A 15,470-nucleotide genomic window follows, 5' to 3' on the forward strand; every position below is an offset into this window, starting at 1 on the left:
ACTACTGCTCGACCGGCGGCACCGCGAGGCTGCCCGTGAGGGGCTCACCCGAGCTGCGGCTCACGAAGCACGAGTACTCGCGGTACCCCTGGTCCCACTGCTCCGCGGTCACCGGATACGCGCTCTGCACAGCGAGGTCGTCGTAGGCGTCCGCCGCCGCGCGGTCGAGCACCGCCGGGTCGGTGCACGCCAAGTAGAGCGGTGCACGCAGCTCTTCCCGGCCGGGGTAGGGCGCGTCGTCCTCCGCTCCGAGGTCGTAGGTCACACGCGCAATCAGCTGCCCGCCGTGCGCCTCGGCGCAGTCGACGACCGTGTACTCGTCCTGCCACGCATCCACGTAGGGGTCGAGGCACTCGCCGCCGAGCAGGTCGTCCCACCGGTACTCGCCGGGCTCGACGGGCCCCACCGGCTCGACCGTCTCGGTCGGCGTCGGGGTGGGCGTCGGGGTCGGCGTCACGACCGGTGCCGGTGCGAGCAGGTCGGGCAGGCGCGTGCCGAGCAGGAAGAGGCCGATGAGCGCGAGCACGGCCACGATCGCACCCGCGATCCAGAGAAGGATGCGCGGACGCTTCCCGAGCGTGCCCGGCGAGCCGCCCGCGCCCGCGTCGACGTGCCCGCGTGGGGCCGCATTGCGCGGCAACGCCGAGCCCGCGCCCGCCGCTCTACCGCTGCCCGCGGGCGCCGACGTCTCCTGCGCGCGCTCGTCGGTCACGCGAGCCCGAGGTCGGCCAGCCCGATCGCCGCGCGGTACTCGTAGCCGGCCTCCTCGATCACGCGCCGAGCATCCGTCGCCCTGTCGACGACGACCGCGACCGCGACGACCGTCGCGCCGGCGGCCTCGAGAGCGCGCGCCGCGGTGAGGGGAGACCCGCCCGTCGTCGACGTGTCTTCGAGCACGACGACGCGCTTGCCGTCGACGTCGGGCCCCTCGACCTGCCGGCCGCGACCGTGATCCTTGGGCGCCTTGCGCACGACGACGGCGTCGTAGGTGAGTCCGCGGGCGACCCCCTGGTGCAGCACGGCGGCGGCGATCGGGTCGGCGCCCATCGTGAGCCCGCCGACCGCGGCGATGTCGGGGATGTCGGCGATGAGGTCGCACATGACCTGGCCGATGAGGGGCGCGACGCGGTGGTCGAGGCTCAAGCGCCGCAGGTCGATGTAGTAGCTCGCCTTCGCGCCGCTCGTGAGCGTGAACTCGCCGTGGAAGACGGCCTCATCGCGGATGAACTGGATGAGCTTCTCGCGGGCGTCCGTCACGCACGCCACTCTACTGCGGTCGCGGCGACGCGCTTCAGGCCAGAAGCCCGGGCGGGGCCGGGCGGCACGGCCGGGTGCCTAGGCTGGTGTCATGCGCATCGCCACCTGGAACGTCAACTCGATCCGCACCCGCCACGCTCGCGTCGTCGACTTCCTCGTGCAGTCCGACGTCGACGTGCTCGCGATGCAGGAGATCAAGTGCAAGCCCGAGCAGTTTCCGATGACCCCGTTCGAGGAGGCCGGCTACGAGGTCATCGCGCACGGCCAGGGCCAGTGGAACGGCGTCGCGATCGCGAGCCGCCTGCCCCTCACCGACGTCGCGACCGAGCTGACCGACCAGCCCGGCTTCGCGAAGGGGCACGAGGGCCTGGATGCCCCACTCGAGGCCCGCGCGCTCGGCGCGACGATCGACGGCGTGCGCGTGTGGAGCCTCTACGTGCCCAACGGCCGCGCCCTCGACGACCCGCACCTCGACTACAAGCTGCGCTTCCTGCGCGCGGCGGCTGAGGAGGCGCGCCGGTGGCTGAACGAGAATCCGGATGCTCCGCTCGCGCTCACCGGCGACTTCAACGTCGCTCCCACCGACGCCGACATGGGTGATCCGAGCTTCATTCCCGGCGTCTCCACCCACATCTCCGCCGCCGAGCGCGAGGCCTTCGCGGAGCTCGAGGCCGCGGGGCTCAACGATGTCGTGCGCCCCCTCGTGCCGGAGGGTTTCACGTTCTGGGACTACAAGCAGCTGCGGTTCCCTCGCAACGAGGGCATGCGCATCGACTTCATCCTGGGTTCGCGCGGCTTCTCCGACCTCGTGGCGGGCGCGAGCATCGAGCGCGAGCAGCGCAAGGGCGACAGCCCGAGCGACCACGTGCCCGTCGTCGTCGACCTCGCGCTCGAGCAGGAGGACGACGACCGCCCGATGATCTTCTAGCGGGGGCTCGAGCTGAGGCCTCGGGCCGAGGGCTCGGGCCGGGGCCCAGGGCAGCAGGGCTACGGCGCGAGGAGCGCCGCAACGACGATGAGGATCGGCACGGCGAGGGCCGTCGTGATGAGGCCGGAGTCTCGCGCGAGCGGCATCGCCGTCTGGTAGCGGGCCGCGTAGGTGTAGACGTTCTGCGCCGTCGGCAGCGCGGCGAGCACGACGACGGTGAAGAGCGCGACGCCGTCGAGCCCGAACGCGAGCGCACCGAGACCCCAGGCGACGAGCGGCATGACGATGCTCTTGAGGATGACGGCGAGCAGAACATCCCGTCGCCCGCTGCCCGGCTCCAGGATGCGGCGGCCATGGAGTGACAGCCCGAAGACGAAGAGGACCGTCGGTACGGCGGCGGCACCGAGCAGGCGGAAGGGCTCGACGACCGGGTCGGGCAGGTCGACGCCGATGAGGGCGACGACGAGCCCGAGCACGGAGGCGATGATGAGCGGGTTGCGCACCGGCTGCGTGAGCACCCGGCCGATCGACAGCCGCCCACTCGTCGTGACATCGAGGATCGTGAGGGCGATGGGCGCGAAGACGACGAGCTGCAGGAGGATCACCGGCGCGACGAGGGTGGGGTCGCCGATGACGTAGGCGGCAACGGGCAGGCCGATGTTGTTGGCGTTGACGTAGCCGGAGGCGAGCGCGCCGATCGTGAGCGCGGGCGCCCCGCGACGCCACAGGAGGCGCGCGAGCAGCACGAACGCGAGCATGCACGAGAGCGCGGCGATCGCCGAGACCGGCAGGAGTGCCGAGAACAACTCAGCGAGGTCGGCCTCGGCCATGACGCTGAACAGGAGCGCGGGCAAGAACACGAAGAAAGCGGCCCGCCCGAGGACGACGGTGGCGGTCGGCCCGAGCACTCCGAGGCGGCCCACGACGTAGCCGACGGCGATCACCGACCCGATGATCGCGAAGCCGATGAGCACGCCCGCCATCGCCCCAGTCTGGTCTAGGTAGTGCCTACCTATGGAATATCGCCCGCGACCTCGGCACACTGGGGGTACAGCGCGGCGTTCCTGGGTCTTGCCTGCGAACGACGCACCCCGATCCGCCCCGCCTCGTGCGGGCGGCCCCGAATCAGGAGAAGTCATGCGACGCACTGCACCCGCCGTGGGAGCCCTCGCCCTCGCCGTCACCCTGGGTCTGACCGGATGCTTCGGCAACCCGCTCGAGCAGCTCACCGACAATCTCGTCGAAGGCGGAATCGAGAACCTCATCGAAGACCAGACGGGCGTCGACATCGACGTCGACGGGGGCGGCGGCGCGAGCCTGCCCTCGAGCTGGCCCTCCGATGTTCCAACCCCCGACGGTACCGTTCTGTTCTCGGCGGGAGTCGACGGCAACTTCACGGCGACGTTCGAGATCTCTGGGGCCGACGTGGTCGACCGCCTGCGCAGCGACCTCGAGGGTTCCGGATACGCACTCTCGCAGGAGGCCGACTACGGCGGGTTGCTCAACTACCTGTACGAGAACGACACCAACACGGTGACGGTCGTCTACATCGCCGGCGAGGACGGCAACTCCGACTCGCTGCAGTACAGCATCGTTCCGAAGGAGCAGCAGTAGGGGTTCCCCCAGCGGCGCAGGCTGCGCGAGTTACAGGAACTCGCGCAGCTCGCGCTCCAGCTCGGTGCGGCCCCGCACGCCGAGCTTGCGGTAGATGTTCGACAGGTGGTTGTCGACCGTGCGCACCGAGACCCCGAGCCGCTCGGCGATCTCGCGACTGCGCTCGCGGCGCGCGGCCGCCGTCGCGACCGTCCACTCCCGTTCGGTGAGCCCGGCGTCGTCCCGCGCGTGCCGCGGGAAGGAGGGCGACACCACCGTGCGCGAGAGCTCGCTCGCGGTCACGCGGGCGCGGCGCACGAGCATCCGGTCACCGGGCTCCCACGCGGGTGCCGCTGACACGAGGTCGAACGCGAGCGCTCCGAGACCGGCCGTCGTGAGCGCCGGGGCGAGCTCCACGGCCGCCACCGCGTCGTGGTGCTCGCGGGCCTCCGCCGCCCTCCTCACGAGCTCGAGGAACGGGGCACCCGACATCGCTGCGGCTCTGGCCACGAGGTCGAGCACCTCGCCGTTGGAGGAGAGCCGCAGCACCACGGTGGTCGTGAGCGCGGCGAGGAGAAGGTGCCCCGCCTCGACGCCTTCGCGCACCGCAGCCGTGAGCACGGCGAGAGCCGACTCGGAGTCTCCCTCCGACACGGCGAGCCAGGCCTGCGCCTCGGCCGCCTGCAATCGAACCTTGACGTCGTCGTGGTGCGCCGGCTCGAGCGCGTCGAGGAACGCGCGGGCGCTCGCCCGATCGCCGCGCTGGGCGTGCACGGTCGCCGCGAGCGCGAGCGCGGGGCCGAGGAGGCCCGTGAAGTCGCGCCACCGCAGCTGATCGACCGCGAGCACCGCGAGGGGGGCGGCATCGTGCAGTCGCCCGCCGTGCAGGTGGATGAGCGCGAGCGCGTACGACCACACCCCCGACGACTCCGCGAAGGGCTCGAGCCTGCGCGCCTCCGCGAACGCGCGCGCATCATCGATACGACCCCGCGCCACATCGACGAGGAACGCACTGAGATCGAGCAGGCTCGTCCCGTAGGGCACGACCTCGGCAAAGCGCGCGGCGAGCGGTCGGCCCGTCGCGATGGCCGCGCTCGCCTCGTCGATGCGGCCCGCCATCGTCGCGATCATCGCTGTGCCGAGGGCGGCCGTGAGCCCGGCGGCATGCTCGGCGGCATCTGTGGTGCCGGAGGCGGTGTCGGAGCCGGAGGCGGGATCGGTGCCGGGCGCTGGGTCGAGGCCGGCCGGCGGTAGGGCGCGCGCAGCGAGAACCTCGTGATCGCCGGCCATGAGGCGCCACTTGGCGAGGTCGGGCTCGAGCAGGGCGCGCCCGGTCGCATCCAGATCATCGAGGATGCTCACCATGCGGTCCGCCGCCACCCGGGGTTCGTGCCGCCGCAGCGCCGTGTGCTGCCCCCACCTCAGGTGCACGAGGGCGAGAGTCTCCGTCGCCGCACTCGCCCCGCCGCTCGCCCGCGCACGCTCCTCCGCGCGCGCGAAGGCCTCGTCCGCCTCCTCCACCCGACCGAGGGCGGAGAGCGCGGCGGCGCGAGTCACGTGGGCCGTGGCGAGGGCGGGCGCATCCTCATCCGTCGCCGTGGCGAGCACGCGGTCGGCCGCCGCGATCGCGCGCTCGTGATCGCCCACCGCATGCGCGTAGCGGGCTGCCCACAGCGTGTCGTCACGTGTCACCGTCGCGCCGGCATCGAGCAGGAGGCACACGGCGGTGAAGCGCACCGGCGGGGACGGAAGATCGAGCAATCGGCGCGCCGCAGCCTCCCGCAGGCGGTTTCGCGCGGCGGGCTCGAGGCCAGCGAGAAGAGCCTCCGCGAAGATGGGGTGCGCCAGTCGTAGGTGTGCATGGTCGCCCTCACCGCTTGCACCCTCACCGCTCGCCACGACGAAGCCCCCGGCGACGAGATCGTCGACCGTCTCGCGCTCCTCGGCACGCGTGGCAGTTGCCGGCCATGGCTGGGCGACGGCGAGCAGTTCGGCGAAGCGTCGCTCGTCGTCTCGGAGAGTGTCGAGGCGGCTCGCGACGGTGCCGATGATGTGCGGCGGCACGCGGCTGGGGTCGAGCTCGACGCCGTAGGGGCCCGCGTGCACGCCGCCGGAGCGCTCGGCCGAGAGCACGAGCTCGCGCAGGAAGAGCGGGTTGCCGTTCGTGACCTCGAACAGCGTGCGCAGTGTCTCGGGTCGCGGGTCGGCGCCGAGGCGGCGTCGCAGCAGTTCGCGCGTCTCGTCGAGCCCGAGGCCGGGAACCTCGGTCACCGTCACAAGGTCTTCGTGCAGGAGGCGCGCGAGCGCTCCCGTGATGGGGTGCTCGTCGCGGGCGGTGAGCAGAGCGGGCACGGCGAAGACGCGCACGAGCTGGTAGAGCGCGGCCGCCGAGGTGGGGTCGAGCAGCGGGGCGTCGTCGACGACGAGCAGATAGGTGTCGGCGTGCGCACCGACGAGCGCGATGAGCTCCTGCAGCCGGTCAGCGACGTCATCGTGCGGGGCGAAGCGCGCTGCGGCGAGCAGGGGCGACAGCGCCCCCAGCGGCACGTCGCGCAACTCGTCGAGCGCGACGACGGGCACGATCGTGCGGCCCTTCGCGGCGAGTGCGGACGCGGCCGCCGCGGCGACGGTCGTCTTGCCGACACCGCTGGGCCCGCGCAACATTTGTGCGCGCGCGGGGTGCGCCGCGAGCGCTTCCACGAGTCGGTCCACATGATCGGGGCGCGCGATGATCGGCCAAGACCCCATTCTCGTCAGCCTCTCGCTCAGATCACCGCGATTGCCCCGCCCGGCCTGCCCCCGGGAAGCCGGTGACCGACTGTTGACGCTAGCAGTCGCGAGCGCGCTGTTCGCGGGCCTTTCCTGCGGATCCGGCACGAATCGCCATCACGCGCGTGCGACGACGGCAGCATCCTGCGTCGACGCAACTTTCCCGCGTCGATCACAACCACCGCTCGCGGCTCCGTCCCTAGGCTCGTCAGCAGGAGGGAGCCTGCACGGCGCGGGCACCGAACCCGGCGATCGACGAAGGAGGGACCCATGACACGCGAAGCCACCGAGACCAGCGCGCGCACCATCATCGGAGAGCCCGAGGTCGTTGAGGACCGCGGTGCCGATACGGATGCTGCGCTCACCGCCGCCGCGATCGTCGCCGACCCGGCATGGTCGCGCCTGAAGCAGGCCGCCGAGGCCATCCGACCGCTGCAGGTGCACGACGGGAGCATCGTCGAGACGCGCTACCACGCTGAAGCGGCTCGGCAGGTCGCCGTGATCGTCGACGCGCTCGAGCACTTCGCCCCGAGCATCCCGTATGACGAGGAGTACCTGAGGGCCTGTGCAGCGGACTTCCGTGCGTGGGTCGCGGGAGGGTTCGGGGTACCCGACTTCTTCGATGCGCTCGATGCGTTCCGGCCGGCGGCGGAACGACGCGACGGTGCGGCGCACCTCGTGGTGTTTCCCATGTACACCCAGAACGGCTCGCCCGACCGACTCGTCGAGGCAGTGGTGTGCGAGGTCATCTGGCCCGAGTTCGTCGCGCAGCTCGAGGCCGGCGAGTACGGCAACGCCCTGTACCTCGGGCTGCGGTTCGCCGACTTCACCTCCGGCTACGACACGAACTCGGCGGTGCTCTTCCCCGAGTCGGTCGCGGTGACGCCCCGAGTTCCTGCGGGCGCGCCCGCCGGCGCACCGGCGCAGTTGCCGGTCTTCACGTGGGGGGCGATCTTCGCCGACCGCGAAGCCGCCCGCTACCGCCGAGTCGTGAGGGCGGCGGCCGAGACCACTCGACTCGAATTGCCCACCGACGCCGCCCGACTGCTCGACGACCAGCAACTCACCGAGCGCACCTTCGTGATGTGGGACATGATCCACGACCGCACTCACATGCGCGGCGACCTGCCCTTCGACCCGTTCATGATCAAGCAGCGCATGCCGTTCTTCTTGTACTCCTTGGAGGAGCTGCGGTGCGACCTCACGGCCTTCCGCGAGGCCGTGGCCCTGTGGCGGGCCGAGGACACGGATGACGTCACGCGCGAGCATGCGCGCCTCGTGCAGTACGCCGTCATCTTCGACCGCATCTTCCGCTTCGCCCTCACCGGCACGCGCGTGCGCAACTACGACGGTCTCGGCGGGCAGCTGCTGTTCGCCTGGATGCACCAGCGCGGGGTGCTGCACTGGACGGACACGCGACTCACGATTGAGTGGGAGGCGGTGCCCGACGTCGTCGTCGCGCTCTCCGACGCGATCAATGAGCTGTACTGGCGCTCGATCGACCGGCCGAAGGCGGCGCACTGGCTCGCCGCGTACGCCTTCCTCACGACGACGCTCACGCCGCACCCCGCCTCCGTGTGGGCGCGCGGCCTGCCCGACGACGTGCTCGCCGGGCCGCTCAAGGGGTACACCGACCTCGTGCTCGACGACGAGTTTCCCCTCTCGATGTTCTACGAGGCGCTGCAGAAGAAGATCGCGCCGGTCATCGAGTCGACCTCGGGCATCACGGGCACCGGTAGCGCGTGACGGGCGAGCAGAGCATCCAGGACCGCACGATCGTCGTCGCGGGCGCGGGCGGCGCTGCCGGCCGCGCGGTGTGCTTGGCGCTTACGGAGGCGGGAGCGCACATCGTCGCGGTCGGCTCCCGCGCCGCGTCGCTGGTCGACGTGGCTGCGGCCGAGACGGCGGTCGTCGACCTCGCCGACCGGGTGGCCGTCGGGGCGTGGGCGTTACAGCTGCGCGAGCGTCGGCCGAGCATCGACGGCCTGCTCCACCTCGTCGGCGGCTGGCGAGCGGGATCGTCCGAAGAAGACTGGGAGTGGCTCGAGCGCCGCGTGCTCACGACCCTGCGAGTGCTCAGCCGCGAGCTGCGCGACGACCTGAGCGCGTCCGGCGCGGGGCGGCTCGCGATCGTGAGCTCGACCGCCGTCGCGCAGCCACGATGGGGCATGGCCAACTACGTCACGCTCAAGGCGGCCGCGGAAGCGTGGACTCAAGCCCTCGCGACCGGCTGGCGGGTGAAGGGCACCCCGACCGCGGCCGTGACCTTCGTGGCGGGCGCACTCGACGAGGGCGACACGACCGCGCAGCTCGCCGCGGCGTGCGCAGGGCTGTGGGAGCTCGGGCACGAGCAGCTCAACGGCGCGGTCGTGCACCTGGCTCCGTCGTGAGACGGATGCGCGGTCCGGTGCGCGCGGGTTAGCGTTCTGGGGTGATCGCCGAGACCCGCCCGCCCTCCACCGTCGACGCCGACGGCAACTGGGTGCGCCCGACGCCCGGCGTCGCCGGCATGCGCACCGACGGGCTGCTGGCGCTCGGCATTGCTGTGGGCGCCTCTCTCGCGATCCTGCTCTACGCCTCGGCGGAGTTCTTCGACGAGCCTCCCGTGCTGTGGCAAGCGGCACTCGTCGTGCTCGGCATCTCGGGCCCGCTCGTGTGGCGCAGGGTCGCGCCCATCACCGTCACCGTCGTCATCTCGATCGTCTACGTCTGCGCCCTCTACAACAAGGTGCCCGAGGTGCTGTTCAGCAACATCGCGCTGTTCATGGCGATGTACTCGATCGGAGCGTGGTCGTCGTCGCGTCGGCACGCGCTCGTGGCGCGCATCGTCGTCGTGGTCGGCATGTTCGGGTGGCTGTTCTGGGAGATCACCCGAGCCGCCTTCGACACCTCTCTCGCCCCCGAGGACTCGGGCATCGGCCTCATCGCCCCCGGCGTGGCCATCGGGCTCATCAGCATCGTGACCAACATCCTCTACTTCGCGGGAGCGTGGGCCTTCGGCGACCGGGCATGGAGTGCCGCGCGCGAGAGGGCCGAGCTCGAGGCCCGCACGCACGAGCTCGAGGCGGAGCGCGAGCTCACCGCTGCGCAGGCGGTCACCCTCGACCGCGTGCGCATCGCCCGCGAACTGCACGACGTCGTCGCCCACCACGTCTCCGTCATGGGAATCCAGGCGGGTGCGGCACGCCGGGCACTCGGTGCCGACGCCCCCGCCCCGGCGATCAGCGCACTCGGTTCGGTGGAGACCTCGGCGCGCGACGCAGTCGACGAGCTGCACCGCCTCGTGACGACCCTGCGCGGTATCGGCGGGGAAGGCGACGCGACGGACGGACCGAGCACGCGCGGCACGGCCCAGCTCGAGGCGCTCCTCGACGACGTGCGCGCCGCGGGCAGAACAGCAGACTTCACGATCGTCGGCGATCGGCAGCCGCTCTCCCCCGTCATCGACACGACGCTCTACCGCGTCGCACAGGAGGCGGTCACCAACAGCCTCAAGCACGCGGGGGCGACCGCGACGATGGATGTTCGGCTCAGGTTCAGCCCCGAGCGGGTCGAGCTCGAAGTGGCCGACACGGGCCACGGCGCCCGTAGCGCGCAGACCACGACGAGCGCGTCCGGCGGCCTCGGCCAGATCGGCATGCGCGAGCGGCTCGCCGCGATCGGAGGAGCGCTCGAGGCGGGGCCGCGCAAGCGCGGCGGGTATCTCGTGCGCGCGACCGTGCCGCTCCTCGTGACCGAGCAGGTTGGCTCATGAGCGAGCCCGTGATCCGCGTGCTCCTCGTCGACGATCAAGATCTGGTGCGCGCGGGCTTCCGTGTCATCCTCGAGAGCGAGCCGGGCATCGAGGTCGTCGGGGAGGCCGCCGACGGTGCGCGCGCGCTCGAGGCCGCGCGCGAGCTGCGCCCCGACGTCATCTGCATGGACGTGCAGATGCCGGGGGTCGACGGGCTCGAGGCGACGCGGCGAATCCGCTCCGCGGGGCTCGAGCCGAGCATCCTCGTTCTCACCACCTTCGACCGCGACGACTACCTGTTCGCCGCCCTCGAGGCGGGCGCGAGCGGGTTCCTGCTCAAGAACGCGAGCCCCGAGAAGCTGCTCGAAGCCGTGCGCGTCGTCGCGGGAGGCGAGGCGCTCCTCGCCTCCGACGTCACACGCCGCGTCATCGAGCGCGTCACCGCGAGCCGGGAGCGGCCCGCCCCCGACACGCGTCTGGACGAGCTCACCGAGCGGGAGGCCGAAGTGCTGCGGTTGCTCGCGCGGGGGTTGAGCAACGGCGAGATCGCCCGCGAGCTGTACCTCGGCGAGGCGACCGTCAAGACGCACGTCTCCAAGATCCTGCTCAAGCTCGGGCTGCGCGACCGCGTGCACGCCGTCGTCTTCGCCTACGAGAACGGCGTCGCCGTGCCGGGCGAGAGCGGGCTCGGCGCGTCATCCTCCTGACGGAGCAACGACCCCCCGCTCGATGGATGCGGGCGCCATGCGGCGCGACCTAGCGTGGAGTTCACCAGGAGAGGAGCAGCATGCTGCAGATCGAGAACGTCACCAAGAGGTTCGGAGACCGAGTCGCACTCGACGACGTCTCCTTCCGCGTCGGCGCCGGGCGCCTCACCGGATTCGTCGGGGGCAACGGTGCCGGCAAGACCACGGCCATGCGCATCATCCTCGGCGTGCTCGCGAGCGACAGCGGCCGCGTCACGCTGCACGGCGAGCCGCTCACCACCGACGACCGCCGGCGCTTCGGCTACATGCCCGAAGAGCGCGGGCTATACCCCAAGATGCGCGTGCACGAGCAGCTCGTCTACCTCGCCCGCCTGCGCGGAGTGCGAGCGCGCGACGCGGCCGTGCGGGCCGACGAGCTCATCGACCGCCTCGAACTGACCGAGCGCCGCGACGAGCCCATCGAGAAGCTCTCCCTCGGCAACCAGCAGCGGGCCCAGATCGCCGCCGCCCTCGTCCACGACCCCGACGTACTCGTGCTCGACGAGCCGTTCTCGGGCCTCGACCCGATGGCCGTCGAGACCGTGCTCGGGGTGTTGGGCGAGTTCGCCGCCCGCGGCGCCCCCGTGCTGTTCTCCAGCCACCAGCTCGACCTCGTCGAGCGCCTGTGCGACGACCTCGTCATCATCGCCGGCGGCGGCATCCGTGCCGCCGGGTCGCGCGAGGAGCTGCGCGCCGCCAACACGGGCTCCCAGTGGGAGCTCCTCAGCGGCGAGGACGCCGGCTGGGTGCGCGACATGCCCGACGTGGCCGTGCTCGAGTTCGACGGCGGCTACGTGCTCTTCGAGGCCGACGCCGACGCCGCGCAGGTCGTCCTGCAGCGCGCCGCCGCCCTCGGCGCCGTGCACAGCTTCACCCCCCGCCGACCCACCCTGACCGAGATCTTCCGAGAGGTCGTGAAGTGATGAGCACTACCACCACCAGCACCGCCGCCCCGCGCTTCCGCGAGTCCATCACGCTCGTCGCCGGCCGCGAAGTCATGCAGAAGCTGCGCTCCAAAGCGTTCGTCATCTCGACGATCATCCTCATGCTCGTCGTGCTCGCCTCGATCGTCATCGGCGGGCTCGTCTCCCGCAACCAGGGAGACACCCCCGTCGCGGCCGTCGGCGTCGTCGCCGAGCAGCTCGAGGGACTGCCCGGCATCGAGGTGACCGAGGTTCCCACGCGCGCAGAGGCCGAAGACCTCGTGCGCGAGGGGGAGGTCGATGGCGCCGCCGTGCCGCTCGAGAACCCCGCCGACGGCGGCCCCGCGATGGAGGTCATCGGGCTCGAGGAGGCGCCGGGCATCCTCATTCAGGCGCTCTCGATCGCGCCCGAGGTGACGCTTCTCGACGAGCCGAGCGTCGACGGCTTCCTCGCCTATTTCGTCGCCCTCGGCTTCGGCATCGTCTTCTTCATCTCCGCCGTCACCTTCGGCGGCACGATCGCGCAGAGCGTCGTGGAGGAGAAGCAGACGCGCGTCGTCGAGATTCTGCTGTCGTCGATCTCCTCGCGCGCCCTCCTCGCGGGCAAGGTGGTCGGCAACTCGATCCTCGCCTTCGGCCAGATCATCGCGATCGCCGTGCTTGCGGGTATCGGGCTCATGGTCATCGGGCAAGACATCCTCATCAGCGACCTCGGGCCCTCGGTCGTCTGGTTCCTCGGCTTCTTCGCGATCGGCTTCGTGCTGCTGGCGGCCATGTACGCGGCCTCGGCCTCGCTCGTCTCGCGCATGGAGGACGTGGGCGCGGTGCTCACGCCGGTCACCTACCTCGTGATGATCCCGTACTTCCTCGTCATCTTCTTCAACAACAACGAGCTCGTGCTGGGCATCACGTCGTACGTGCCGTTCTCGGCCCCGGTCGGGATGCCCATGCGCATCTTCCTCGAGACCGCCCAGTGGTGGGAGCCCCTGGTCTCCCTCGCGATCCTCGTGGTCACGACCGTCGTCGTGGTCGCGCTCGGGGCTCGGATCTACCAGAACTCGCTGCTGCGCACCGGCTCGCGCGTGAAGCTCGGCGAGGCCCTGCGCGGCTGACCGCCGGCGCTCACGGCGGTCAGCCGCGAAACCGCGGCGGGTGCGGGAGAATGGGGTCGTGACACGACTCCACGACTCCACCCGCCGCGGTTTCGCGAGCGACAACTATGCCGGCGTGCACCCCGAGGTGCTGACGGCTCTGGCCGAGGCCAACGAGGGCCACCAGATCGCTTACGGTGAAGACCAGTACACGGAGCGCCTCGGCGAGGTGGTGCGGCAGGAGTTCGGCGAGCACGCCGAGGTGTACCCCGTCTTCAACGGTACGGGCGCCAATGTGCTCGCCCTCACCGCGCTCATGCCGCGCTGGGGTGCCGTCATCTGCAGCGCGACGGCGCACATCCACACCGATGAGGGCGGGGCGCCCGAGCGGGTGAGCGGGCTCAAGCTGCTGCCCGTGCCCACACCGGACGGCAAGCTCACGCCCGAGCTCATCGCCACCGAGGCCTTCGGCTGGGGCGACGAGCACCGCGCCCAGCCGCTCGTCGTGAGCATCACGCAGACGACCGAGCTGGGCACGCTCTACACGGCCGACGAGATTCGCGCGATCGCCGACTACGCGCACGAGCACGGCATGGCCCTGCACCTCGACGGCGCCCGCATCTGGAACGCCTCCGCCGCCCTCGGCACGTCGCTGCGCGCGTTCACCGCCGACGTGGGAGTGGACATCCTCTCTCTCGGCGGCACCAAGAACGGCCTCCTCGGCGCCGAGGCGATCGTCGTGATCGACCCCTCGCGCGTCGAAGGTCTCGTCTACCTGCGCAAGATGTCGATGCAGCTCGCGAGCAAGATGCGCTTCGTGAGCGCTCAGCTGCTCACCCTCTTCGGCGGCGGCCTGGGCGTGCGCTCGGCGGGTCACGCCAACGCGATGGCGGCGCGGCTGCGCACCGGGCTCGAGACGATGATCGCGCGCGGCGAGGTGCCCGAAGGCTCGTTGTCGTTCAGCCAGCCGACGCAGGCCAACGCGGTGTTCGCGGTGCTCGACCAGGACGCCGCCGACCGGATTCGCGAGAAAGTGCGCTTCTACGACTGGGATCGCGCCCGCGGCGAGGTGCGCTGGATGTGCGCCTTCGACACGAGCGCCGACGACATCGACGCCTTCCTGCGCGTCGTGCACCACGAGCTGGGCAGGTAGGGCGCAGCCGGGCGTACGCTGAGCCTCATGCGCTTCGGACTCTTCATTCCTCAAGGCTGGCGGCACGACCTGGTCGACATCGACCCCGACGAGCAGTGGGGGGTGATGAAGCGCCTCGCGCAGCACGCCGATGCGGGGCCGTGGGAGTCGATCTGGGTCTACGACCACTTCCACACCGTGCCCGTGCCGAGCGAGGAGGCGACGCACGAGGCGTGGACCCTCATGGCGGCCTTCGGCGCCGTGACCGAGCGCGTGCGTCTCGGCCAGATGTGCACGTGCATGGGGTACCGCAACCCCGCCTATCTCGCCAAGGTCGCCGCGACGGTCGACCACGTCTCGGGCGGGCGCGTCGAGATGGGCATCGGCGGCGGCTGGTACGAGCACGAGTGGAACGCCTACGGCTACGGGTTCCCCGAGATCGGCGACCGGCTGCGGATGCTCGACGAGGGCGTGCAGATCATGAAGCAGGCCTGGTCGGAGGGCACGGCGACCCTGGACGGCCGCTACTACCAGGTGGACGGCGCGATCGTTCGGCCCCTGCCGGTGCAGAAGCAGGGCATCCCGTTCTGGATCGCCGGAGGCGGGGAGAAGGTGACGCTGCGCATCGCCGCGCAGTACGGGCAGTACACGAACTTCGCCGGCACCCCCGAGGAGTTCACCCACAAGAGCGAGGTTCTGCGCGGGCACTGCGAGCAGCTCGGCACGAGCTTCGACGCCATCACGCGGTCGGCGAACTACAACACCGCCGTCGGGCGCGACGAGGCCGAGGTCGCCGAGCGCATCGCCGCGATCGAAGCACGTCTCACGCGGTATCTCGGGGCGGAGCGTGCCGGCAAGGCCGTCGCCGATCTGCGCAACGGTCGCGGGCTCGCGGGAACTCCTGAGCAGATCATCGAGCAGCTGCAGGGCATGCAGCAGCTCGGCATGACCTACGCGATCACCTACTTCGCCGAGGCCGCCTACGACACGAGCGGCATCGAGCTGTTCGAGCGCGAGGTCGTGCCCGCGCTGCAGTAGCAGCGCTCGCACCGCACTACATTGACGTTCTTCGATATAAGGTGCAGAACCAGGTCAGCCGCATATCGACGTTCATCAATGTACGGGAGGTGACGACATGACCACGTTCTCAGAGGACGGCTGCTGCGGCGGCGTCTGCTGCTAGTTGTACTCGGTCAGCAGGTTGGTGACACTTCTGTACGGAGAAGGCCTCCAACATTGGTGGTGTTCAACGTCACCGAAGTGGAGGCCTTCTCTATGACCCACCGTAATGCGCGGCT

General features: G+C 71.0%; 14 protein-coding genes. 10 read left to right on the top strand and 4 right to left on the bottom strand.

Annotation, left to right across the window (positions count from 1 at the left end):
• Window position 1 precedes the first annotated feature (1 nt).
• Together FK219_RS09540 and pyrE are read right to left on the bottom strand one after the other, a co-directional pair.
• Window positions 2-712, bottom strand: coding sequence for a septum formation family protein (locus tag FK219_RS09540; RefSeq protein WP_152583879.1), 711 nt, complete (start codon window positions 710-712; stop codon window positions 2-4).
• Complete coding sequence (pyrE, locus tag FK219_RS09545) at window positions 709-1,257, bottom strand: orotate phosphoribosyltransferase (RefSeq protein ID WP_152583880.1); 549 nt, start codon at window positions 1,255-1,257, stop codon at window positions 709-711. The genes FK219_RS09540 and pyrE overlap by 4 nt, the downstream gene beginning before the upstream one ends.
• Window positions 1,258-1,348: 91 nt before the next feature.
• On the opposite strand from pyrE, the gene FK219_RS09550 reads away from it, so the two are divergent.
• Window positions 1,349-2,185 (top strand): exodeoxyribonuclease III, encoded by an 837-nt coding sequence (locus FK219_RS09550; RefSeq protein ID WP_152583881.1) that lies wholly within the window; start codon window positions 1,349-1,351, stop codon window positions 2,183-2,185.
• A gap of 59 nt (window positions 2,186-2,244) precedes the next feature.
• On the opposite strand, the gene FK219_RS09555 is transcribed toward FK219_RS09550, so the two are convergent.
• Window positions 2,245-3,168, bottom strand: a complete 924-nt coding sequence (locus tag FK219_RS09555; RefSeq protein ID WP_152583882.1) for an AEC family transporter — start codon at window positions 3,166-3,168, stop codon at window positions 2,245-2,247.
• 154 nt (window positions 3,169-3,322) lie between these two features.
• On the opposite strand from FK219_RS09555, the gene FK219_RS09560 reads away from it, so the two are divergent.
• Entirely contained in the window at window positions 3,323-3,799 is a 477-nt protein-coding gene (locus FK219_RS09560; protein WP_152583883.1) for a hypothetical protein, read from the top strand.
• Window positions 3,800-3,829: 30 nt separating this feature from the next.
• Here the strand turns inward: FK219_RS09560 and FK219_RS09565 are convergent, their stop codons facing one another.
• Window positions 3,830-6,526: a LuxR C-terminal-related transcriptional regulator gene (locus tag FK219_RS09565; RefSeq protein ID WP_152583884.1), complete on the bottom strand. Its 2,697-nt coding sequence runs from the start codon at window positions 6,524-6,526 to the stop codon at window positions 3,830-3,832.
• Between the two features lie 291 nt (window positions 6,527-6,817).
• On the opposite strand from FK219_RS09565, the gene FK219_RS09570 reads away from it, so the two are divergent.
• The 8 genes from FK219_RS09570 to FK219_RS09605 all read left to right on the top strand — a co-directional run bounded on the left by FK219_RS09570 (window position 6,818) and on the right by FK219_RS09605 (window position 15,210).
• The gene (locus FK219_RS09570) at window positions 6,818-8,293 is read left to right on the top strand and encodes a DUF6421 family protein (protein ID WP_152583885.1); all 1,476 of its coding nucleotides are present in this window, start codon (window positions 6,818-6,820) and stop codon (window positions 8,291-8,293) included.
• Window positions 8,290-8,937, top strand: coding sequence for an SDR family NAD(P)-dependent oxidoreductase (locus FK219_RS09575; RefSeq protein WP_152583886.1), 648 nt, complete (start codon window positions 8,290-8,292; stop codon window positions 8,935-8,937). Before FK219_RS09570 ends, FK219_RS09575 begins: the two co-directional genes overlap by 4 nt.
• 41 nt (window positions 8,938-8,978) lie before the next feature.
• Window positions 8,979-10,301 carry a sensor histidine kinase gene (locus FK219_RS13735; protein WP_152583887.1) on the top strand — a complete coding sequence of 441 codons (1,323 nt, stop codon included), beginning with the start codon at window positions 8,979-8,981 and terminating at the stop codon, window positions 10,299-10,301.
• Entirely contained in the window at window positions 10,298-10,987 is a 690-nt protein-coding gene (locus FK219_RS09585) for a response regulator (RefSeq protein WP_152583888.1), read from the top strand. The genes FK219_RS13735 and FK219_RS09585 overlap by 4 nt, the downstream gene beginning before the upstream one ends.
• 80 nt (window positions 10,988-11,067) lie before the next feature.
• Window positions 11,068-11,949 (top strand): ABC transporter ATP-binding protein, encoded by an 882-nt coding sequence (locus tag FK219_RS09590; RefSeq protein ID WP_152583889.1) that lies wholly within the window; start codon window positions 11,068-11,070, stop codon window positions 11,947-11,949.
• Complete coding sequence (locus FK219_RS09595; RefSeq protein WP_152583890.1) at window positions 11,949-13,061, top strand: ABC transporter permease; 1,113 nt, start codon at window positions 11,949-11,951, stop codon at window positions 13,059-13,061. The genes FK219_RS09590 and FK219_RS09595 overlap by 1 nt, the downstream gene beginning before the upstream one ends.
• Before the next feature lie 58 nt (window positions 13,062-13,119).
• Window positions 13,120-14,193 (top strand): threonine aldolase family protein, encoded by a 1,074-nt coding sequence (locus tag FK219_RS09600; RefSeq protein ID WP_152583891.1) that lies wholly within the window; start codon window positions 13,120-13,122, stop codon window positions 14,191-14,193.
• A gap of 27 nt (window positions 14,194-14,220) precedes the next feature.
• The gene (locus FK219_RS09605) at window positions 14,221-15,210 is read left to right on the top strand and encodes an LLM class F420-dependent oxidoreductase (protein ID WP_152583892.1); all 990 of its coding nucleotides are present in this window, start codon (window positions 14,221-14,223) and stop codon (window positions 15,208-15,210) included.
• Window positions 15,211-15,470: the final 260 nt, after the last annotated feature.

This window comes from Microcella pacifica, assembly GCF_009371975.2.
Classification (GTDB): Bacteria; Actinomycetota; Actinomycetes; order Actinomycetales; family Microbacteriaceae; genus Microcella; species Microcella pacifica.

What these genes read in the sequence shown, in the direction of transcription:
- FK219_RS09565 (WP_152583884.1), bottom strand. Translation starts at nt 6,526, where the DNA reads ATGGGGTCTTGGCCGATCATCGCGCGCCCCGATCATGTGGACCGACTC.
- FK219_RS09570 (WP_152583885.1), top strand. Translation starts at nt 6,818, where the DNA reads ATGACACGCGAAGCCACCGAGACCAGCGCGCGCACCATCATCGGAGAG.
- FK219_RS09560 (WP_152583883.1), top strand. Translation starts at nt 3,323, where the DNA reads ATGCGACGCACTGCACCCGCCGTGGGAGCCCTCGCCCTCGCCGTCACC.
- FK219_RS09555 (WP_152583882.1), bottom strand. Translation starts at nt 3,168, where the DNA reads ATGGCGGGCGTGCTCATCGGCTTCGCGATCATCGGGTCGGTGATCGCC.
- FK219_RS09550 (WP_152583881.1), top strand. Translation starts at nt 1,349, where the DNA reads ATGCGCATCGCCACCTGGAACGTCAACTCGATCCGCACCCGCCACGCT.
- FK219_RS09605 (WP_152583892.1), top strand. Translation starts at nt 14,221, where the DNA reads ATGCGCTTCGGACTCTTCATTCCTCAAGGCTGGCGGCACGACCTGGTC.
- FK219_RS09595 (WP_152583890.1), top strand. Translation starts at nt 11,949, where the DNA reads ATGAGCACTACCACCACCAGCACCGCCGCCCCGCGCTTCCGCGAGTCC.
- FK219_RS09585 (WP_152583888.1), top strand. Translation starts at nt 10,298, where the DNA reads ATGAGCGAGCCCGTGATCCGCGTGCTCCTCGTCGACGATCAAGATCTG.
- FK219_RS09590 (WP_152583889.1), top strand. Translation starts at nt 11,068, where the DNA reads ATGCTGCAGATCGAGAACGTCACCAAGAGGTTCGGAGACCGAGTCGCA.